Origin of the sequence: Microbacterium sp., from assembly GCF_048259935.1 — a bacterium.
In the GTDB taxonomy this organism is placed as follows: domain Bacteria; phylum Actinomycetota; class Actinomycetes; order Actinomycetales; family Microbacteriaceae; genus Microbacterium.
Map to the genome: position 1 here is coordinate 14,312 of NZ_JBLXHF010000004.1, position 19,493 is coordinate 33,804.

Genomic DNA, 19,493 nt, shown 5'->3' on the forward strand with positions numbered 1-19,493 from the left:
GCGGTCAGTCCCGGATGCTTGCGCTGAACCGCTCAGCTGCCACTGCGACACCGGCGAGCTTCGCGTCGGTGGCCTCGGCCGCGGTGAGCGTGCGGTCGGCAGCGCGGAAGCGGAGAGCGAAGGTCAAGCTCTTGTGCCCGACATCCACGCCCTGGCCGCGGTAGTCGTCGACGAGGCGAGCAGATTCGAGCAGCTCACCGGCCCCCTCGACCAGCGCAGCGCGCAGGTCAGCGGCGGTGACGTCGATGGGAACGACGAGCGAGACATCCTGCGTGGCAGCAGTGTTGCGCGACAGAGATGCTGCCACGACACGGTCACCAGCAAGCGCGAGCACAGCGTCGAGGTCGAGCTCGAACACGACCGCGCGACCGGGAAGGTCGGCGTCTGCCGCCACGTTCGGGTGCAGCTCTCCGACATATCCGACTTCGGTGCCCGCGACGCTCAGCACGCCCGCGCGTCCGGGGTGCAGCGCGGCACGGCTGCCCTGGGCCACATCGATGTCCACGCCTGCGGCGACGGCGACGACGCGCACAGCGTCCAGTGCTTCGGTGAGGCCATAAGCCTCGGCCTCGCGACCGGGCTGGCGCGGCGTGACGTTTCCGGTGAACAGCGCCGCGAGGTGACGCGGCTGCGCCGGAATCGACGCGTTCAGCTCTGCGAGCTTGTCATCGGAGGGGCGCTGACCGAGCGGCGGCACGTCATCGGTGCCGTACGCGACGCCGGCTTCAGGCAGGAACACCGCGCCGATCTCGAAGATCGCGACATCGGTCAGGCCACGCGCGATGTTGCGGTGCGCGGTCGGCAGCAGGGTCGGCACGAGCGAACGGCGCAAGAACGGCACCTGGCCATCGAGCGGGTTCGCGAGCTTGATGCTGGGCAGCTTCTCGCCCGAAGCGGAGCCGTGCAGGTCGTTGAGCGCATCGGTCGTGAACGGGAAGGTCGGCGTCTCGACGAGCCCCGCAGCCGCGAGTGCGTTCGCCACACGGCGACGACCGAGCTGAGCGGCGGTGAGGCCGCGCCCTGCCGGCGGCACCGGCAGCACGGAGGGGATGCGGTCGAGCCCGTGGATGCGCGCAACCTCTTCGGCCAGCGTCCACTTGTCGGTGAGGTCGGGCCGCCAGCTCGGCGGAATGACTTGCCATCCTTCAGCAGTCTCAGCGACCTCCGCGCCGATCGTCTCGAGCGCGTCGACGATCTCCTGATCGGTGTAATCCACACCGATGAGCCCAGGGATGAATTCTGCGGGCAAGTCGATGCCGGCGATCTCGAACTCGCCGTAGAGCGCACCGCCGAGCTCGTCGAGCCGTCCGCCGGCGAGCTCGACCATGAGGTCGGCGACACGCTTGGCGGCGACGAACGGGATCAGCGGGTCGACGCCGCGCTCGAAGCGCTTGGAAGCTTCGCTCGGCAGCTTGTGCCTGCGCGCGGAGCGGGCGATCGAGATCGGGTCGAAGATCGCGGCCTCGATGAGCACGTTGCGCGTGGCATCGGTCATCTCGGTCGTGCCGCCGCCCATGACTCCGGCGAGCCCGATCGGCCCGGACTCGTCGGTGATCAGGAGGTCCTCGACGTGGAGCGTGCGCTCCTGCCCGTCGAGTGTCGTGAGCTTCTCCCCCGCGGTGGCACGGCGAACCGTGATGCCGCCGGAGAGCTTGTCGAGGTCGTAACCGTGGATCGGGTTGCCGAGCTCGAGCATCACGTAGTTGGTGATGTCGATGAGAATGCCGAGCGAACGGATGCCGGCGAGCGACAGGCGCGCGACCATCCAGGGGGGCGTCGGGCGGGCGGGATCGACGTCGCGCACCGCGCGCGCAACGAACTCCTGTACCGGCTTGCCCTCGCGGATCGGCTCCGCATCCATGGTGAGCGGGAAACCGGTGCCGGGCTGCACGTCATCCCACTCATGGGCCGCAGGATCGTGGAAGTCGGCGCCGGTGGCGTGCGAGTACTCGCGCGCCACACCGCGGATCGAGAATGCGTAACCACGGTCAGGCGTGACGTTGATCTCGACGGCCTCGTCGTCCAGGTGCAGCAGCGCGATCGCATCGGTGCCGACCGGTGCGTCAAGGCCGAGCGAGGAGAGGATCAGGATGCCGTCATGCTCATCGCCGAGTCCAAGCTCGCGAGCAGAGGCGATCATGCCGTCAGAGACATGTCCGTAGGTCTTGCGCGCGGCGATCGGGAACGGGCCGGGGAGGGTCGACCCGGGAAGAGTCGCGACGATCTTGTCGCCGACGGCGAAGTTGGCGGCACCGCAGACGATGCCGCGGACCCCACCGTTCGCTTCACCGACGTCGACCTGGCACCAGCGGATGGTCTTGCCGTTCTTCTGCGGCTCCTCCTCGAAGGAGAGCACCTGCCCGACGACGACGGGGCCTTCGATCTCGAAGCCGTGCAGCTCTTCCTCTTCGAACCCGACGGACACCAGCGAGGCGAAAACGTCCTCAGCCGTGGCATCCGGTGCCATCTCGACGTACTCACGCAACCACGAAAGCGGGACGCGCATCACACCACCATCCCGAACTGCTCGCTGAAGCGCACATCGCCCTCGGCCATGTCACGCATGTCCTGTACATTGCTGCGGAACATCAGACCCCGCTCGACCCCGATCCCGAATGCGAACCCGCTGTAGATCTCGGGGTCGATACCCGCCGCCCGAAGCACGTTGGGGTTGACGATGCCGCAACCGCCCCACTCGATCCAGCGCGCGCCGCCCTTGAAGGTGGGGTGCCACAGGTCGAACTCCGCAGACGGTTCAGTGAACGGGAAGAAGTTGGTGCGCAGGCGCGTCTTCGCCTCGGACCCGAAGAGCTGGCGTGCGAGGTGATCGAGGGTGCCCTTGAGGTGCGCCATCGTGATGCCCTTGTCGACCACGAGGCCCTCTACCTGGGTGAAGACCGGCAGGTGGGTCGCGTCGTACTCGTCGGTGCGGAATACGCGCCCGGGTGAGATGACGTAGATCGGCACCTCGCGGGTGAGCATCGTGCGCATCTGGACAGGGCTCGTCTGCGTGCGCATGACCAGATGGCGGTTCGCAGGATCGACGTAGAAGGTGTCCTGCATCTGCCGCGCGGGGTGGTCAGGATCGAGGTTCAGAGCGTCGAAGTTGTACCACTCGTGCTCGAGCTCGGGGCCTTCGGCGACCTCCCAGCCCATGCTGACGAAGATGTCGGAGATCTCCTCCTGCAGCAGCGGCAGCGGGTGCCGCGCTCCGACGCGCGTGCGCGACGCGACGGCGGTGATGTCAACGCGCTCGTCTTCGAGTCGAGCGGCCAACTCGGCCTCGGCGAGCTCCGACTCCTTCGTCGCCATAGCCTGAGTGACCTGGCCGCGGCCCTGGCCGATCAGCTTGCCGAAAGCGGCCTTGTGCTCAGGCGCGACCTGACGCATCGATGCGTTCAGAACCGCCAGCGGCGACCCCTCTGCGACGTGCGCGGCGCGAGCGGCTTTCAGCTCTGCGGTGCTGGCGGCGGCACCGATCGCATCGAGAGCAGCGGCGACGGCGGATTCCACCGCCTCTGGAGTGATTTCTGGAGCATCTGACACGAGAACCGAGTCTACCGGCGACGCGCCTCAGATTCCTCCGCCGGAGCTGTTCCTATCGAACCTGCCCGCACCCCTCTGAGCCGCGATGATCTCGGTGTCAGTTCCCTCGTGCATCACCGCGGCGTTGTCGGCAGCGAGTGCCTTCATCTTCGGCGAGTGCCGTGTCTTGACCTCGACCCATTTCGCGATGCCCGAGAGGATCAGACACATCACGATGTAGATGCCGCCGATGACGATCGCCGATTGCAGGATCGGGCGACCCTGCTGCGAGCTGAGCAACTTGGCGTAGTACAGCAGCTCGGGGTAGGTGATGATGAATCCGAGCGCGGTGTCCTTCATCGTCACGACGAGCTGGGCCACGATCACCGGCAGCATCGCGCGGATCGCCTGAGGCAGCAGGATCAGCCGCATCACGCCGCTCTTGCCGAGTCCGATCGCATAGCCGGCTTCTTTCTGGCCGCGCGGAAGCGACTCGATGCCTGCGCGCAGGGCTTCGGCGAGCACGGAGCCGTTGTAGAGCATGAGGCCGATGACGACTGCCCAGTACGGCTCCATCTTGATGCCGATGCTCGGAAGTCCGTAGTACAGCAGCATCATCATGACCAGCACGGGAACGGCACGGAAGATCTCGGTGATGGCCGTGACGGGAACCCGAACCCAGGCGTGCTCGGACAGGCGCCCGATCGCGAGGACGAATCCGAGGACGAGGCTGAGAACGGCAGCGAGTGCGAACGCCGCGAGGGTGTTGCCGAGCGCCGTGAGGATCTGCTCCCACACGGTGGAGAACGTGAACACGTACCACTTCGCGGGCGCGAACTGCCCCGAGACGGCCATGCGGTAGATGAGGAAACCGATCACGGCGACGACCAGGAGGAGCGTCACCACCGCGAGGATGCCATTGCGTCGCCGTGCCCGTGGGCCAGGGACGTCGTAGAGGACAGAAGTCATCGGGCGATCCTCCATCGGTTCTCGAGATAGCGCTGCACCCAGCTCATGAGCAGCACCATGATGACGAAGACGACGGCCACCCAGAGGAGGACCTCCATCGGGCTTCCCGGTCGATCATGCGAGTCGTTGATCGTGGCGCGCAGCGCTGCGAGCTCACCGATCGAGAAGCCCGCGGCAACGGTGGTGTTCTTCAGCAATGCGATGAACACGCTCATCATCGGCGGAACGACGGAGCGGAAAGCCTGCGGCAGGATCACCAACGACATCACCTGTCCGAACGGGAGGCCGATCGCGCGGGCCGCTTCGGCCTGACCGACCGGCACCGTGCTGATTCCGGCGCGCAGAGTCTCGGCGACGTAGGTCGCGGTGTAGATGCCGATCGCCAGGATGCCGAGCAGGGTGTTCGAGAGGTTAGGCAGCCCCAGGACGGGGTAGCCGAAGACGAAGAAGAAGAAGACGAGAGTCAGCGGGGTGTTGCGGATGATGTTGACATAGCCCGTGCCGACTGCTCGTGCCACCGGCACGGGCGAGACGCGCATCGCGCCGACGATCAGCCCGAGCACAAGGGCGATGATGCCGCCGAAGACGAACACCAGCAGGGTGTTGCCCAAGGCTTCGCCCCAGAGATCGAGGTTTCCGAAGATGACGTCCACGCGTCGTCCTCCCCTTCAGAAGGTTGAGAGGGGCGATTCCGTGACGGAATCGCCCCTGAAATCACTCAGTCGACAGCGGGCTGTTCGACTTCGATGCCCGACGAACCGAGGTTCTTGTCGAAGATCGCCTGCCAGATGTCGCCGCCATCGGTGAAGAGGGTGTTGATGTGGTCGAGAAGAACGGTGTCGCCCTTCGGGAGTCCGACGCCGTAGCGCTCCTCAGTGAACAGGTCACCGACGACCTTGACCTCGTCCGGGTACTTGGCCGCGTAGCCGATCAGGATCGCCTGGTCGGTGGTGACGGCGTCGACCTTGCCGTTGATGAGGTCTTCGACGCACGCGGAGTACAGGTCGTACTCCTCGGTCTTGATGTCGGGGTAGTTCTCCTTGATGTTCTGGATCGGGGTGGAACCCGTCGCCGAGCAGACGGTCTTGCCGTCGAAGTCGGAGACATCCTTCACATCGGTGATGTCACTGTCTGCACCGACGAGGAAGCCCTGCCCGGTGATGAAGTAGGGACCAGCGAAGTCGATCTGCTCCTTGCGCTTGTCGGTGATCGAGTAGGTGCCGACGTAGTAGTCGATGTCACCGTTCACGATCGCCTGCTCGCGGTTGGCCGACGCGATCGGCTTGTACTCGATCTGCTCCTCGTCGAAGCCGAGGGATGCCGCGATCCACCGAGCGATGTCGATGTCGAAGCCGGCGCGTTCGTTGGTGGTGACGTCGAGGTAGCCGAGGTTCGGCTGGTCTTCCTTCACGCCGATGGTGACCTTGCCGGCGTCGACCATCTTGTCGAACGTCGGGCTGCCTTCGAGCTGGACGTCACTGGCGACCTCGAACCAGGTGGAGGGCTCCGTGCTGGCGTCTCCGCCGTCGGTGGCCGGCTCGGACGGCGTACCGCTGTTGCAGGCAGTCAGTGCCAGCAGCGCTGTCGCCGCGATTCCGATTCCCGCCAGTGTGCGTGTGCGTCGCATGATTGCGTCTCCTTCGTGTGCTGTGTGCTGTGTATGAGAAATGGTCAGTGGGTGAGGAGCTTGGAGAGGAAGTCCTTGGCGCGGCTGCTCTTCGGGTTCGTGAAGAACTCTTCAGGAGTGGCCTCTTCGATGATCTGACCGTCGGCCATGAAGACCACGCGATCGGCCGCCTTGCGCGCGAAGCCCATCTCGTGAGTGACGACGATCATGGTCATCCCCTCTTTCGCGAGCTGCACCATGACGTCGAGAACCTCATTGATCATCTCGGGGTCGAGAGCGCTGGTGGGCTCGTCGAAGAGCATGACCTTCGGATGCATGGCGAGAGCGCGCGCGATCGCCACGCGCTGCTGCTGACCGCCGGAGAGCTGTGCGGGCAGCTTCGACGCCTGCTGCGCCACGCCGACCCGTTCCAGAAGCGTCATCGCCTCTTTCTCGGCATCCGCCTTCGACAGACCGCGGACCTTGATGGGGCCGAGCGTCACGTTCTCGAGAATGGTCAGGTGCGCGAACAGGTTGAACGACTGGAAGACCATGCCGACGTCAGCGCGCAGCTTAGCGAGGCCCCTGCCCTCGGCGGGCAGTTCATTGCCGTCGATCGAGATCGTGCCGCTCGTGATCGTCTCAAGACGGTTGATCGTGCGGCAGAGTGTCGATTTTCCAGAGCCGGACGGCCCGATGACGACCACCACCTCACCCGAATGCACCGTGAGGTTGATATCGGTCAGGGCCTGGAAATCGCCGTAGTGCTTCTGAACGTTGTCCATTACGACAAGGGGTGCGCCACTCTGGGTCATGAGCCCACCCTAGAAGCACACAGCGCCGGGAACCAGCATCAGCACACGCGGGTTACACACTTGTAACCCGCCGACAGCCCTCAGCGGCCGTCGGCTGCGCGTTGCGAGAACGCACTTTCGTACAGGCAGACGCTCGCGGCCGTCGCGAGATTGAGCGATTCTGCTCGTCCGAAGATCGGCAGCTTGAGCACATGGTCAGCGAGCGACAAGGACTGCTCTTCGAGCCCACGGGCCTCATTGCCGAACAACCACGCTGTCGGCTGTGTCAGCACTCCGTCTGCGCGTGCGGCGAGCAAGTCATCGCCCTTCACATCCGCGGCGAGAATGATGAGTCCCGCCGCGTGCGCGCGCTCCACCACGTCTTCCAGATCCCCGCCGACGGACACCGGAAGGTGAAAGAGCGAACCTGTTGTTGAGCGGACCACCTTGGGGTTGTAAGGATCGACCGTGCGTCCGGTGAGAACGACAGCGTCCGCACCTGCCGCGTCCGCCGCGCGGATGATCGTGCCGAGGTTGCCGGGGTCGCGCACCTCTTCACAGATCGCGACCAGGCGGGGGGATGCCGCGAAGATATCCTCCAGCGAAGTGGGAATCTGGCGACTGACAGCGACCACGCCCTGAGGTGTGACCGTGTCGGCCATCGCACTGAGCACGTCATCTGTGACGAATTCGACGCGCACACCGTGCTCGGCGGTCGCTGCGCGCAGGTCAGCGTGCTTGTCCCAGGCGGTCTGCGTCGCGAAGAGTTCGACGATGGCATCAGGGCGGTACGAGAGCGCCTCGCGGACCGCTTGCGGGCCTTCGAGCAGGAAGAGACCAGTATCCGTTCTTGCGCTGCGCTTGGTGAGTTTCGCAACGGCTCGGACACGGGGGGACCGCGGATTCTCCAGCACGTGCTCAGTCTACGGATACCGGCGCATGAATGCAGAACGGGCGCTCTCCCGAGGGAGAGCGCCCGTGTGCGAGTGGGAGCTTAGGCTGCCGACTTCGGCGCGTTGACGTCCGAAGGCAGAGCCTTCTTGGCCGTCTCGACGAGCGACACGAAGGTTGCCGGCTCGTTCACCGCGAGCTCAGCGAGCATGCGACGGTCGACCTGGACACCCGCGAGGCCGAGGCCCTGGATGAAGCGGTTGTAGGTGATGCCGTTCTGGCGGGCCGCAGCGTTGATGCGCTGGATCCACAGGCGACGGAAGTCGCCCTTGCGCTTGCGACGGTCACGGTACGAGTAGACCAGCGAGTGGATGACCTGCTCTTTGGCCTTGCGGTAGAGGCGCGAACGCTGACCGCGGTAACCCTTAGCGCGCTCGAGAATGACCCGACGCTTCTTGTGGGCGTTTACCGCCCTCTTGACTCTTGCCATTTTCCTGTGTTCCTATCGTGCGTTCGGGCGCTCAGCCGCGGCCGAGAAGCTTGTTAGCGACCTTGGTGTCGGCCTTCGAGAGCACCTGGTCCTGGTTGAGGCGGCGCGTGCGACGGCTCGACTTGTGCTCGAGGTTGTGGCGCATACCGGCCTGCTGCTTCTTCAGCTTGCCGCTACCAGTGATCTTGAAGCGCTTCTTAGCACCCGAGTGGGTCTTCTGCTTCGGCATCTTCTCTTCCTTCGTGTGGCGCCTTTTCAGGCGACGGTGTCAACCCGCGCAATGCGGGAGTGTGAGTGCGGCGTTACTCCGCAGGCTTTTCTTCAGACTCGTCGGACGAGCGTGCGTCACGAGAGGCCTGCTTGTTCGCGACACGGACAGCGTTCTGCTCTGCCTTCGCGTCGGACTTGTTCTTGAGGGGTGCAACCACCATGACCATGTTTCGTCCGTCGATCGTCGGGTTGGACTCGACAGTGCCGAGCTCGGCGACATCTTCAGCGAACTTGCGCAGCAGACGGACGCCCTGCTCGGGGCGGGACTGCTCACGACCGCGGAACAGGATCATTGCCTTGACCTTGTCGCCGGCCTTGAGGAAGCCCTCAGCGCGCTTGAGCTTGGTCGTGTAGTCGTGGGCTTCGATCTTCAGTCGGAAGCGGACTTCCTTGAGGATCGTGTTCGCCTGGTTGCGGCGAGCTTCCTTCGCCTTCTGGGCAGCCTCGTACTTGAACTTGCCGTAGTCCATGATCTTGACCACGGGCGGCTTCGAGTTGGGGGCAACCTCGACGAGGTCGAGGTCGGCTTCCTGCGCGAGGCGGAGCGCGACCTGGATGGCGACAACGCCGATCTGCTCACCCGCGGGGCCGACGAGGCGGACCTCGGGGACGCGGATGCGCTCATTGGTACGGGGATCGCTGATGCGGAACTCCTTAGACGGTGGGATTGGCCACTGCGACGCATTCTGCGACGCACCGTGAAAACGGAGACCCTGCCCACCCGCCGACATTCAGACGTCGGCTTCGCACCCTGAACACCGGACATGGTCCGATCTACCGGCGTGAACCGGCGGAGTACAAGACCCGGTAGCCTTGAACGGCAAGCGCGGGTGGGAAGTGAATCCTCTTTCGACTCGGAGCATTACGCTCCGAAGCCCGCCAAAGTCTAACAGAAGGCAAGGCGAAGTGACGATTCCTGCTCATGATCATGGCCACGACGAGCGCAACGAGCGCTGGCAGCAGCAAGAGGATGCGGCATCCGCTGCCACTCGCGACATCGCGGACGTTCCCGCAGTCGAGGTGATCACGACCACTGCCGTGCACCTGATGAGCGCGGCGGCCGTCAAGCTGGGCCTTGCCGACGATCCCGATTCGCAGCTGGACCTGGATGAGGCGCGCAAGCTGATCAACTCACTCGCGGGTCTGATCACCGCTGCGGCTCCCGAGATCAGCGACATGCATGCGCGTTCGCTGCGAGACGGCCTGCGCTCACTGCAGCTGGCATTCCGCGAAGCATCCCCCATCCCCGACCCGATCGGCAAGGGCCCCGGCGAGAAGTGGACCGGTCCGGTCAACTAGAGCGGCGCAGCTTCACAGTCAGCGAATCAGCCAGGACTGCGATGCGGTCATCGGACGCCCAGCGCTGAGCCAGTCGCGCCAGCACTGTATCGAGCACTTCGCGTTCGAGACCATCGACGAGCTCGAGGATGATGATGAGCTCAGGCCCATGCAAGCGCGCGTCCGGGTCACCGGAAGCGACCGACACATCGATCACGGCCAGTTCGTGCGCGACGCTGTCCTGGAGGGCGGAGAACACCTCGGGCGAGAGATGGCTCGGCTCCCAGGCATGCCCCTGGGCGACCGCCCACACCGCCGGCCGACGGATCACGAACTCCGTCGGCGAGGTCGGATCAAGAACGATGAGGTCGGTGTCCTCAGAGGATGCCGCAAGTGCGGCACGCACGGCCTCGACCGGGATCGGTCGCGCCGTGGCATCCCACTTCTGCATCGCCTCAACAGCGGAGAACACCGGCTGGACGCGGCGTCCGTCGGGTGCCGCCACCGTCACGATCGACAGTTCTTGCGTCTTGTCGACAGCGAGACCGCTCGGGGCCACGCCCTCTTCGCCCTTCTCTGCGATGAGCGGGATCAGCACCCGCGCATTGCGGAAGGCATCAACGACCTCGACCTCGCTTCCCTCCCCTGCGCGAAAGCGCAACAGAGCGGCGAGCAGTGCGGGATCGGCAGAACCGTCGTCCGCGGCGTGCGGATTCGGCTCGAAACTGCGCCCTTCCCACGGGACGCCGGCCGAATCGCCGGTGTTTCCGTGGTCGCAGCCGTCGTCAGGAGCCTGCGACATCCAGCGCCTCAGCCAACGTGAACGCGCCAGCGTAGAGGGCCTTGCCGACAATGGCACCTTCGACCCCGAGAGGCACGAGTGTACGCAGCGCGATGATGTCGTCGAGGCTCGAGATCCCGCCCGACGCGACGACAGGCTTCGGGGTACGTGAGGTCACTTCCCGCAGCAGGTCGAGGTTCGGTCCGCGCAGCGTGCCGTCTTTGGTGACGTCGGTGACGACGTAGCGACTGCAGCCAGCATCCTCGAGCCGTTCGAGAACCTCCCAGAGGTCGCCGCCCTCTTTCGTCCATCCGCGGGCGGCAAGCGTGGTGCCGCGCACGTCGAGTCCGACGGCGACAGCTTCGCCGTAGCGGCTGATCACGTCGGCTGCCCACTCCGGGTTCTCAAGCGCTGCGGTACCGAGGTTGATGCGCGCGGCGCCGCTCTCGAGAGCCGCTTCGAGGCTCGCGTCATCGCGGATCCCGCCGGAGAGCTCGATGTTCACGTGACGGTGCTGCTTGATCACCTTGCGCAGGACCGCAGTGTTGCTCCCGCGCCCGAAAGCAGCGTCGAGGTCGACGAGGTGGATCCACTCCGCGCCCTGATCGACCCATTCGGCAGCGGCGTCCAACGGGTCGCCGTAGCTCGTCTCGGATCCTGCCTCACCCTGGGTGAGGCGGACTGCCTTGCCACCGGCCACATCGACGGCCGGAAGGAGAGTGAGTTTGGGAGTGGACGCGAAGTCGTTCATGTCATCCTCAGGTGGGTGGAGTGCACCGGATGCCGGGCACGACACCCGACATTAGCCCGACGTGACGCCGGGTTCAAAAACGTCGACGTCTTCACAGACTCTCGACCCAGTTCTTGAGCAGGCGAATGCCTGCTTCTCCCGACTTCTCGGGGTGGAACTGGGTCGCAGCGAGTGGGCCGTTCTCGACGGCGGCGAGGAAGGGATCGCCGTAGGTCGTCCAGGTCAGCTTCGGCTTCGGAAAGGGCGGAATGACGTCGAGTTCCCAGCTCTGGGCTGCGAACGAGTGGACGAAGTAGAAGCGCTCGTCTTCGATTCCGCGGAACAGCACGCTGCCTGCATCCGGCGACACGGTGTTCCATCCCATGTGCGGGAGGACGGGCGCATTCAGCTCAGTGACCGTTCCCGGCCACTCCCCCAGCCCTTCGACATTCTGTCCGCGCTCGACGCCGTGGGAGAAGAGCACCTGCATCCCCACGCAGACGCCGAGCACCGGCCGACTGCCGGCGAGGCGCCGGTCGATGATCTCATCGCCGCCGCGTGCGAGCAGAGCGGCGCGCACCGCGGCGAAAGCCCCGACGCCGGGAACGAACAGGCCGTCAGCCTTCAGCGCCTCGTCGCGGTCACCGGAGAGCTTCGCGTCGGCTCCGGCAGCGATCAGCGCCTTGACAGCGGAGTGGACGTTGCCCGATTCGTAGTCGTAGACGACGACCGTGGGCTTTGTCATAGAGCTCCCTTGGTCGAGGGGATCCCCTCGACCAGCGGATCGAGCGTCTTGGCCTCGCGGAATGCACGGGCGAACGCCTTGTACTCCGCTTCAGCGATGTGGTGCGGGTCGCGCCCACCGAGAACACGCACGTGCACCGTGAGGCCTGCGTGGAACGTGATCGCCTCGAACGAGTGCCGCACGAGGGACCCAGTGAAGTGCCCACCGATCAGGTGGTGTTCGAAGCCCACTGGCTCGCCACTGTGCACGAGATAGGGCCGTCCGCTGATGTCGACAACCGCCTGCGCCAGCGCCTCGTCGAGCGGCACAAGGGCGTCACCATAACGTGCGATGCCGGATTTGTCGCCGAGGGCCTCGAGAATGGCCTGCCCTAGCACTATCGATACGTCTTCGACAGTGTGGTGCGCGTCGATGTGGGTGTCACCCGTTGCACGAATCGTCAGGTCCGTGAGTGAGTGCTTCGCGAACGCCGTGAGCATGTGGTCGAAAAATGGCACCGAGGTGTCGATGCTGCTGCGACCTGTGCCATCGAGGTTCAGTTCGAGCTCGACGGAAGACTCAGAAGTGCTGCGTGTGCGGGACGCAGTGCGAGAAGCGCTCATGACGCCGAGTCTATCGAGGCCAGCGCATCGAGGAACGCCGTCGTCTCTGCCTCAGTGCCCGCAGAGACACGCAGGTGATTCGAGATCCCCACGTCGCGCACGAGCACGCCGCGCTCGTACAGTGCTTCGAACGTCGCATGCGGATCAGCGACGCCGCCGAACAGCACGAAGTTCGACCACGACTCATGGGGCTCGTAGCCCAGAGCTTCGAGTGTCGCGGTGATCCGATCGCGCTGTGCGATGATCTCGTCGACCATGCCGAGCATGGTTTCGGAATTGCGCAATGCGGCCACTGCGGCCGCCTGAGTGAGGGCGCTCAGGTGGTACGGCAGACGCACGAGTCGCAGTGCGTCGATGAATGCGGGGTCAGCCGCCAGATACCCGACTCGCGCGCCGGCGAAAGCGAACGCCTTGCTCATCGTGCGCGAGACAGCCAGGCGCGGACGCCCCTCGAGCAGCGTCAGCGCGGACACCGCGTCACGCGGGGCGAACTCGAAGTATGCCTCGTCGACGATCACCACGCCGCGCGCTGCCTCGTAGACGGCTTCGATCACGTCGAGGCCGAGAGGGGTCCCAGTGGGGTTGTTCGGCGTGCAGAGGATCACAACGTCAGGATCGGCCTGTGCGACCTGTGCCGCGGCCTCTTCTGCAGTGATCGTGTAGTCGGCCTCACGAGTGCCGGCAACCCACTTCGCACCTGTTCCCTGGGCGAGGAGCGGGTACATGGAGTACGTCGGTGCGAAGCCGAACACTGTGCGGCCGGGACCGGCGAAGGCCTGCAGGATGTGCTGGAGCACCTCGTTCGAGCCGTTGCCCGCCCAGATCTGATCGATCTCGAGCCCGTGGCCCAGGTACTCTGCGAAAGCTTCACGGAGCGCCGTGAACTCCCGATCGGGGTAACGGTTCACTTCGCGCAGCGCGACAGCGATGTCATCGAGGATGTCGCTTGCCACCTCGTCGGGGACAGGATGCGTGTTCTCGTTGACGTTCAGCGCAACGGCGAGAGGCGCCTGCGGTGCGCCGTACGGAGTGAGACCGCGAAGATCGTCGCGGAGGGGCAGATCACCAAGTGAAGTCACCCTCGTCATTTTAGCGGCGCGATCAGCCCGCGTACTCAGCAGGCAGTGCCAACTGCTGACCCACCTGGAGGGAGCCATGTCCCAGCGCGTTGAGGCGCTGAATCTCGCTGATCACGGTGCGAGGGTCAACCGATGGCGCCACGGACTCCGCGATCGACCACAGAGTGTCGCCCGGCATGACAGTGAGTGTCTCGAACGAGGCCGTGGGGACGACGTCACCGGATGCGATCGCTGACCCGCCGCCGATCGCCGCAAAGGCGATTCCTGCGGCAAGAGGGAGAGCCGCGAGAGCGGTCACCACACGGCGACCACGCGTCGTCAGTCGGAGCCGTGTCGCGGAGCGAACGGGGTGGGCTGCCGGGGCTGCGATGCTGATCGTGCTCATGGTTTTCTCCTCTGCCTCTTTGGCGTAGCGTTCGCATTCGACGCTCGGCCGGGAGCGACGAATGCGAAGCTACGTACCGAATATACGTTCGAATTCGAACATCTGTCAAGATTTATTCGAAACCGAGCGACCGAAAGATCGGACACGCTCGAACAGATCTTCCGAATCATGAGGTTTCTCGGATACCGTTTCGATAACCACACCCCACCACGGGCCACCGACATTCGAAGAGCAGCCCCGGAATCGCGCACGAAGGAGCACCATGAGCGACATCTCCGCCACCGACGCCGAGGCGCCTCGCACTCGTCGGCGCAAGAGCCTCAGCCCGAAGCAGATGGCCATCCTCGAGGTCATCCAGACCTCGATCGCGAAGTACGGCTACCCGCCGAGCATGCGCGAGATCGGCGATGCGGTGGGGCTGAAGTCGCTCTCGAGCGTCACCCATCAGCTCGGGCAGCTCGAACTCAGCGGTTATCTGCGTCGCGATCCGGGAAAGACGCGCGCCATGGAAGTGCTCATCGACCTTCCCGGCACGAGCGGTGAGAACCCGGCGGACTCCGCGACTCCTGTGGGCGACGCGGCGATGGTGCCGCTGGTCGGTCAGATCGCGGCCGGCGTCCCGATCACGGCCGAGCAACAGGTAGAGGAGATCTTCCCGCTTCCTCGCCAGCTCGTGGGCAAGGGCGATCTGTTCATGCTCAAGGTGTCGGGCGAGTCGATGATCGACGCGGCCATCTGCGACGGTGACTGGGTCGTCGTGCGCACCCAGAGCACCGCAGAGAACGGTGAGATCGTCGCAGCAATGCTCGACGGCGAGGCGACGGTGAAGACGTTCCGCCAGCGCGACGGTCACACGTGGCTGCTCCCCCGTAACTCCTCCTTCGAACCCATCCTCGGCGACGACGCCGTGGTGCTGGGCAAGATTGTCGCGGTGCTGCGCGCGGTCTGACGTCCCCTCTCGCAGCATCCACACCGGGTCCGACCCGGCATGAGCTCGCATGTCGGTCATCCCGCATAGGCTCGAAGCATGTCCCACCCGTACGGAACCTGGCCATCGCCTTTCGCACCCGCTGACATCGCCGCATCCAGCCCGAAGATCGACGGCGCCCGTTTCATCGGTGACGAAGTCTGGTGGGGTGAGTCCGTCCCCGCAGAGAAGGGGCGGGTGACAGTACGCAGCTCCAACGGAGACGTATTGCTCCCCGCGCCGTGGAGCGCACGGTCGCGCGTTCACGAGTACGGCGGCGGGGCATGGGCAGCGGATGCCGAGGGCACACTGTTCTTCGTCGACGCAGGCGATCAGCGGGTGTACGCGATGCACCGGGGCGAAGAGCCGCAACCGCTCACCACGGCCGGTCCGAACCACGGCGGCCTCCGGCTTCAGAGCGGTCGGCTTCTCGCGGTCCGCGAGGACCTCACAGTCGAGCCGCATCTGCGCGCGATCGTCGAGATCCCCACCGATGGCTCGGCAGCCGACGATGCCGCACGCGTGCGAGTCGTCACCGAAAGTGCCGCGTTCTACGCGCACCCCGCGCTATCTCCGGATGGCACGCGCATCGCCTGGGTGGAATGGTCAGGGCGGCAGATGCCGTGGCAGAGCGCGGCGTTGCGCGTCAGGTCTCTCGATGACGGCGCCCTCGCCTCCACACACGCTCGTGCGTGCCTGCAGCCGGAATGGCTGAGCGACACCGAGCTCATCTATGCAGATGACCCCGACGGGCGATGGGTGCTGCAGCGGGTGAAGCTGGACGGCATCCGCGTATCGGAGCCGACAGCCTTCGCGCCCGCCGATGCCGACATCGGGTATGGACTGTGGGTCCTCGGCAATCGCTGGTACCAACCGCTCGCCGACGGTCGTATCGTCGCCGTGCGCACCAACGGTTCAGACGAGGTTGTGCTGCTCGGCACCGACGGCAGTGCGCGCGCGCTCGATGTGCCCGTGAGTGCGCACGTCAGCGTCGATGACGCCAAGGACACTCGCGTACTCCTCTCCGGGGGCGGCGCAGCTGTCACCGCTGGTCTGTGGAGTGTGGACGTCGATTCCGGCGAGGTCGTCGCCATCCGTGGCGGCGCGCCCACCGACCCCCACTGGATGCCGCCGGCGACCCAGATCACGATCGAAGGAACGCACGGTCCCGTGCGTGCTTTCGACTACGCACCGGCTAACCCCGAAGCATCCGCACCCGACGGAGAACGAGCTCCGTACATCGTGTTCGTGCATGGCGGTCCGACCGCACACGTGGCAGGCGCCGCTTCCGCCGGCATCGCGTTCTACACGAGCCGAGGAATCGGCGTGCTCGATGTGAACTACGGCGGATCGACCGGATACGGTCGCGACTATCGTGAGCGCCTCGACGGCCAGTGGGGCATCGTCGACGCGGATGACGTGCTCGCCGCCGCTCGCGGTCTTGCGGAGTCCGGCCGCGCTGACCCCGCCCGAATCGCGATTCGCGGCGGATCTGCCGGCGGATGGACCGTGCTCTCCGCGCTTGTGCGCGGTGGGGTGTTCAGCGCCGGCATCAGCAGGTATGGTGTCGCCGATCTGCGGATGCTGGCACAAGACACCCATGACTTCGAGAAGTACTACATCGACGGTCTCGTCGGGCCCCTGCCCGAAGCCGAAGAGGTGTACATCGACCGCTCTCCGCTCACGCACGTCGATCAGATCGACGTGCCAGTGCTGCTGCTCCAGGGCGAGGACGACCGCGTCGTCCCTCCGTCGCAGTCAGAGGCTATCCGTGACGCACTGGCGCTGCGCGGTGTCCCGCACGAATACGTGCTCTACCCCGGAGAGGGCCACGGATTCCGGCGCGCGGAGACGATCATCGATGCGCTCGAGCGCGAGCTCGCATTTCTCGGACGAGCCTTCGGCTTCTAGGCGCTAGTCGCCCATGCGGTTGCGCAACCGCATGGCGCGCGCGGCTTCACGAGTGTCCTGACGCTCACGGAGCGTCTGACGCTTATCGAACTCACGTTTACCCTTGGCAAGAGCGATCTCGACCTTGGCCCTGCCATCGAGGAAGTACAGCTTCAACGGCACGAGCGTGTACCCGCCGGCAGAGACCGCGTGCTCGAGCTTGTGGATCTCCTCGCGGTGCATGAGTAGCTTGCGCACGCGCTTGGCCGAGTGATTCGTCCAGTGCCCCTGCGAGTACTCCGGGATGTGCACCGAATCGAGGAAGATCTCCTTGCCCTTGATGAATGCGTAGCCGTCAGAGAGATTCGCGCGCCCTTGGCGCAACGACTTCACCTCGGTGCCGGTGAGCACCATGCCCGCCTCGTACGACTTCTCGATGTTGTAGTCGTGACGGGCGCGACGGTTGGTCGCGATGACCTTCTCCCCGCGTTCCCTGGGCATGACGGTTCCAATCTTCCAGCTGACAAGCGTCTCAGCTTACTAGGTGCGCAGCCACCTGCGGATCGCGAACCCTGCTGAGAGAGCCGCGAGGATCACGCCGATCGCAATCAGGATCGGTACGACGATGATGGCATCCTGCATGCTGACCCAGGTGGTGATGAAGGGCACTCGGCCCTTCAGATACCCTTCGACGCCGAAGTGCGTGCCGGCGATCACTGCGGCGCTCGCGAGCGCTGAGCCGAGGAAGGCCGCGAAAACGCCCTCGAGCACGAACGGCGTCTGGATGAATCGGTTGGACGCGCCGACGAGGCGCATGATGCCGATCTCTTTGCGTCTCGCGTACGCCGACAATCGGATCGTCGTCGCGATCAGCAGCACGGCAGCGATGAGCATCAGCACCGCAATGCCGACAGCGATGTAGGTGGCGACCGTCAGCGCAGAGAAGAGCGGATCAAGGTACTGGAGTTGATCCAGCACCTCCTCCACGCCGTTGACACCGCTGAACGCTTCGACGATGACCTGCGACTGGCTGGGATCTTTCAGCGTGATCCAGAAGCTCTGGAACATCTGATCCTCGGTGAGCACGCTCGCCTGCTCATCACCGAGCTGATCGAGCAGCTTGTCGTAGGCCTCTGCCTTGGTCTCGAAACGGAAGTCAGTGATGAGGGCGTTCAGCGCAGGGCCCTCGAGCTCGCTCTGCACCTGCTCGACCTGCTCCTCGGTTGCTTCGCCGTCGATGCAGGTCGGGGTCTTCTCGGTATCGGTTACCGGAGAGCACATGTACACCGCGACCTGCGCACGCTCGGTCCAGTAATCGCGCATCGTCGAGATCTGACCCTGCATGAGGATCGCAGCTCCCACGAAGGTCAACGACACGAATGTCACGAGTACGACGGAGATCACCATCGAGATATTGCGTCGGAGGCCACCGAGGGCCTCCATCAGAATCAGTCCGACTCTCACGAGGTGGGCCCTACTTCCTCGTCGTCATCGGTAGCTGACAGGCCGAGCCTGTCGGCGACGCCGAGCTCGGCGACATCGACATCTGGCAGAAGCACGGGGTGAGTGATCGGTCTGAGGCTCGTCGACGATGACTGTGCCTCACTCACGGGCGGTGAAGCATCGCGTGCCGCCTTCATCGATGCGATCATCTCGGCAGTGAGCGGTTCGAGCGATTCGGTCTCACGCTGAACTTCCTGCACTGCGCTGAGCGCGGCGGTCGCCGCGGCGCCGCGCTCTTCCCTCGGCACCAGCTGCGGAATCATCGATCGATCACCGTAACCGCCGTGGGTCTCATCGCGCACGAGCTCACCGTCGCGCAGCTCGATCACCCGGCGCTGCATCTGGTCGACGAAAGCCGCTTCGTGGGTTGCCATGAGCACGGTCGTGCCACCGGCGTTGATCCGCGCAAGCAGCTGCATGATGTCGACCGAGGTGGCCGGGTCGAGGTTTCCGGTCGGCTCGTCGGCCAACAGAATCTGGGGACGGTTCACCAGCGCACGAGCGATCGCCACACGTTGCTGCTCGCCGCCGGAGAGCTCATGCGGCATCCGCTTCTCTTTTCCGGCAAGACCGACCAGCGCGAGCGCTTCGGGCACGGCCTGCTGCACGAATCCGCGCGAGGAACCGGTGACCTGCAGAGTGAAGGCGACGTTCTGGAACACCGTCTTCGTCGACAGCAACCGGAAGTCCTGGAAGACAGAGCCGATGTGGCGTCGGAAGTACGGCACCTTGCGGTTCGCAAGCGAACGGAGGTCTCGTCCGAGCACAGCAACGCGTCCTGACGTGGGGACCTCTTCGCGGAGCATCAGCTGCAGACAGGTGGATTTACCCGACCCCGATGCACCGACGAGGAAGACGAATTCGCCGCGCTCGACCTCGAAGTCGACGCCCGCCAGGGCTGGTCGCTTCGTGCCGCGGTAGCGTTTGGTGACGTTCTCGAACCGAATCATGGCCTTATGAGCCTAAGCGCGGCTGCGCGCCCTGCCGC

Annotated in this window: 22 protein-coding genes; 3 read left to right on the top strand and 19 right to left on the bottom strand. The window is 65.0% G+C overall.

The window, feature by feature from the left end:
- Positions 1–4 precede the first annotated feature (4 nt).
- From pheT to infC, 10 genes are all read right to left on the bottom strand, one after another.
- Positions 5–2,506 carry a phenylalanine--tRNA ligase subunit beta gene (pheT, locus tag ACN0RC_RS07830; protein ID WP_417510487.1) on the bottom strand — a complete coding sequence of 834 codons (2,502 nt, stop codon included), beginning with the start codon at positions 2,504–2,506 and terminating at the stop codon, positions 5–7.
- The gene (pheS, locus tag ACN0RC_RS07835) at positions 2,506–3,546 is read right to left on the bottom strand and encodes a phenylalanine--tRNA ligase subunit alpha (protein ID WP_417510489.1); all 1,041 of its coding nucleotides are present in this window, start codon (positions 3,544–3,546) and stop codon (positions 2,506–2,508) included. The genes pheT and pheS overlap by 1 nt, the downstream gene beginning before the upstream one ends.
- 27 nt (positions 3,547–3,573) lie before the next feature.
- Positions 3,574–4,494, bottom strand: coding sequence for an amino acid ABC transporter permease (locus ACN0RC_RS07840; RefSeq protein WP_417510491.1), 921 nt, complete (start codon positions 4,492–4,494; stop codon positions 3,574–3,576).
- Positions 4,491–5,147, bottom strand: coding sequence for an amino acid ABC transporter permease (locus ACN0RC_RS07845; RefSeq protein WP_417510493.1), 657 nt, complete (start codon positions 5,145–5,147; stop codon positions 4,491–4,493). The genes ACN0RC_RS07840 and ACN0RC_RS07845 overlap by 4 nt, the downstream gene beginning before the upstream one ends.
- Positions 5,148–5,212: 65 nt before the next feature.
- On the bottom strand, positions 5,213–6,121 hold the full coding sequence (locus tag ACN0RC_RS07850; RefSeq protein WP_417510495.1) for a glutamate ABC transporter substrate-binding protein: 909 nt from the start codon (positions 6,119–6,121) through the stop codon (positions 5,213–5,215).
- A gap of 44 nt (positions 6,122–6,165) precedes the next feature.
- Entirely contained in the window at positions 6,166–6,915 is a 750-nt protein-coding gene (locus tag ACN0RC_RS07855; RefSeq protein WP_417510497.1) for an amino acid ABC transporter ATP-binding protein, read from the bottom strand.
- 80 nt (positions 6,916–6,995) lie between these two features.
- Entirely contained in the window at positions 6,996–7,808 is an 813-nt protein-coding gene (locus ACN0RC_RS07860; protein WP_417510499.1) for a TrmH family RNA methyltransferase, read from the bottom strand.
- Between the two features lie 80 nt (positions 7,809–7,888).
- Positions 7,889–8,275, bottom strand: coding sequence for a 50S ribosomal protein L20 (gene rplT / locus ACN0RC_RS07865; protein ID WP_417510501.1), 387 nt, complete (start codon positions 8,273–8,275; stop codon positions 7,889–7,891).
- A 31-nt stretch (positions 8,276–8,306) separates the two neighbouring features.
- Entirely contained in the window at positions 8,307–8,504 is a 198-nt protein-coding gene (gene rpmI / locus ACN0RC_RS07870; protein ID WP_087133207.1) for a 50S ribosomal protein L35, read from the bottom strand.
- A gap of 73 nt (positions 8,505–8,577) precedes the next feature.
- Positions 8,578–9,276, bottom strand: coding sequence for a translation initiation factor IF-3 (gene infC, locus ACN0RC_RS07875; RefSeq protein ID WP_417510504.1), 699 nt, complete (start codon positions 9,274–9,276; stop codon positions 8,578–8,580).
- 175 nt (positions 9,277–9,451) lie between these two features.
- Between infC and ACN0RC_RS07880 the strand changes: the two genes are divergently transcribed.
- Complete coding sequence (locus ACN0RC_RS07880) at positions 9,452–9,844, top strand: DUF1844 domain-containing protein (RefSeq protein ID WP_417510506.1); 393 nt, start codon at positions 9,452–9,454, stop codon at positions 9,842–9,844.
- On the opposite strand, the gene ACN0RC_RS07885 is transcribed toward ACN0RC_RS07880, so the two are convergent.
- The 6 genes from ACN0RC_RS07885 to ACN0RC_RS07910 form a co-directional block, all read right to left on the bottom strand.
- Positions 9,837–10,625, bottom strand: coding sequence for an SseB family protein (locus ACN0RC_RS07885; RefSeq protein ID WP_417510508.1), 789 nt, complete (start codon positions 10,623–10,625; stop codon positions 9,837–9,839). The two genes, ACN0RC_RS07880 and ACN0RC_RS07885, sit on opposite strands and share 8 nt — an antisense overlap.
- Complete coding sequence (gene priA, locus ACN0RC_RS07890; RefSeq protein WP_417510510.1) at positions 10,609–11,355, bottom strand: bifunctional 1-(5-phosphoribosyl)-5-((5-phosphoribosylamino)methylideneamino)imidazole-4-carboxamide isomerase/phosphoribosylanthranilate isomerase PriA; 747 nt, start codon at positions 11,353–11,355, stop codon at positions 10,609–10,611. Before priA ends, ACN0RC_RS07885 begins: the two co-directional genes overlap by 17 nt.
- Before the next feature lie 91 nt (positions 11,356–11,446).
- Positions 11,447–12,079 (bottom strand): imidazole glycerol phosphate synthase subunit HisH, encoded by a 633-nt coding sequence (hisH, locus tag ACN0RC_RS07895; protein ID WP_417510512.1) that lies wholly within the window; start codon positions 12,077–12,079, stop codon positions 11,447–11,449.
- Positions 12,076–12,681: an imidazoleglycerol-phosphate dehydratase HisB gene (gene hisB, locus ACN0RC_RS07900; RefSeq protein WP_417510514.1), complete on the bottom strand. Its 606-nt coding sequence runs from the start codon at positions 12,679–12,681 to the stop codon at positions 12,076–12,078. Before hisB ends, hisH begins: the two co-directional genes overlap by 4 nt.
- On the bottom strand, positions 12,678–13,769 hold the full coding sequence (locus tag ACN0RC_RS07905; protein ID WP_417510516.1) for a histidinol-phosphate transaminase: 1,092 nt from the start codon (positions 13,767–13,769) through the stop codon (positions 12,678–12,680). The genes hisB and ACN0RC_RS07905 overlap by 4 nt, the downstream gene beginning before the upstream one ends.
- Positions 13,770–13,782: 13 nt before the next feature.
- The gene (locus tag ACN0RC_RS07910; RefSeq protein ID WP_417510518.1) at positions 13,783–14,145 is read right to left on the bottom strand and encodes a LysM peptidoglycan-binding domain-containing protein; all 363 of its coding nucleotides are present in this window, start codon (positions 14,143–14,145) and stop codon (positions 13,783–13,785) included.
- Positions 14,146–14,407: 262 nt separating this feature from the next.
- On the opposite strand from ACN0RC_RS07910, the gene lexA reads away from it, so the two are divergent.
- Together lexA and ACN0RC_RS07920 are read left to right on the top strand one after the other, a co-directional pair.
- Positions 14,408–15,094 carry a transcriptional repressor LexA gene (gene lexA / locus ACN0RC_RS07915; protein WP_417510520.1) on the top strand — a complete coding sequence of 229 codons (687 nt, stop codon included), beginning with the start codon at positions 14,408–14,410 and terminating at the stop codon, positions 15,092–15,094.
- Between the two features lie 78 nt (positions 15,095–15,172).
- The gene (locus ACN0RC_RS07920) at positions 15,173–17,023 is read left to right on the top strand and encodes a S9 family peptidase (protein ID WP_417510522.1); all 1,851 of its coding nucleotides are present in this window, start codon (positions 15,173–15,175) and stop codon (positions 17,021–17,023) included.
- A 3-nt stretch (positions 17,024–17,026) separates the two neighbouring features.
- Here the strand turns inward: ACN0RC_RS07920 and smpB are convergent, their stop codons facing one another.
- From smpB to ftsE, 3 genes are read right to left on the bottom strand one after another with little or no spacing between them, the layout of a single operon-like run.
- Complete coding sequence (smpB, locus tag ACN0RC_RS07925; RefSeq protein ID WP_417510524.1) at positions 17,027–17,503, bottom strand: SsrA-binding protein SmpB; 477 nt, start codon at positions 17,501–17,503, stop codon at positions 17,027–17,029.
- Between the two features lie 39 nt (positions 17,504–17,542).
- The gene (ftsX, locus tag ACN0RC_RS07930) at positions 17,543–18,466 is read right to left on the bottom strand and encodes a permease-like cell division protein FtsX (RefSeq protein ID WP_417510526.1); all 924 of its coding nucleotides are present in this window, start codon (positions 18,464–18,466) and stop codon (positions 17,543–17,545) included.
- On the bottom strand, positions 18,463–19,455 hold the full coding sequence (gene ftsE, locus ACN0RC_RS07935; protein ID WP_417510528.1) for a cell division ATP-binding protein FtsE: 993 nt from the start codon (positions 19,453–19,455) through the stop codon (positions 18,463–18,465). The genes ftsX and ftsE overlap by 4 nt, the downstream gene beginning before the upstream one ends.
- Positions 19,456–19,493 lie beyond the last annotated feature (38 nt).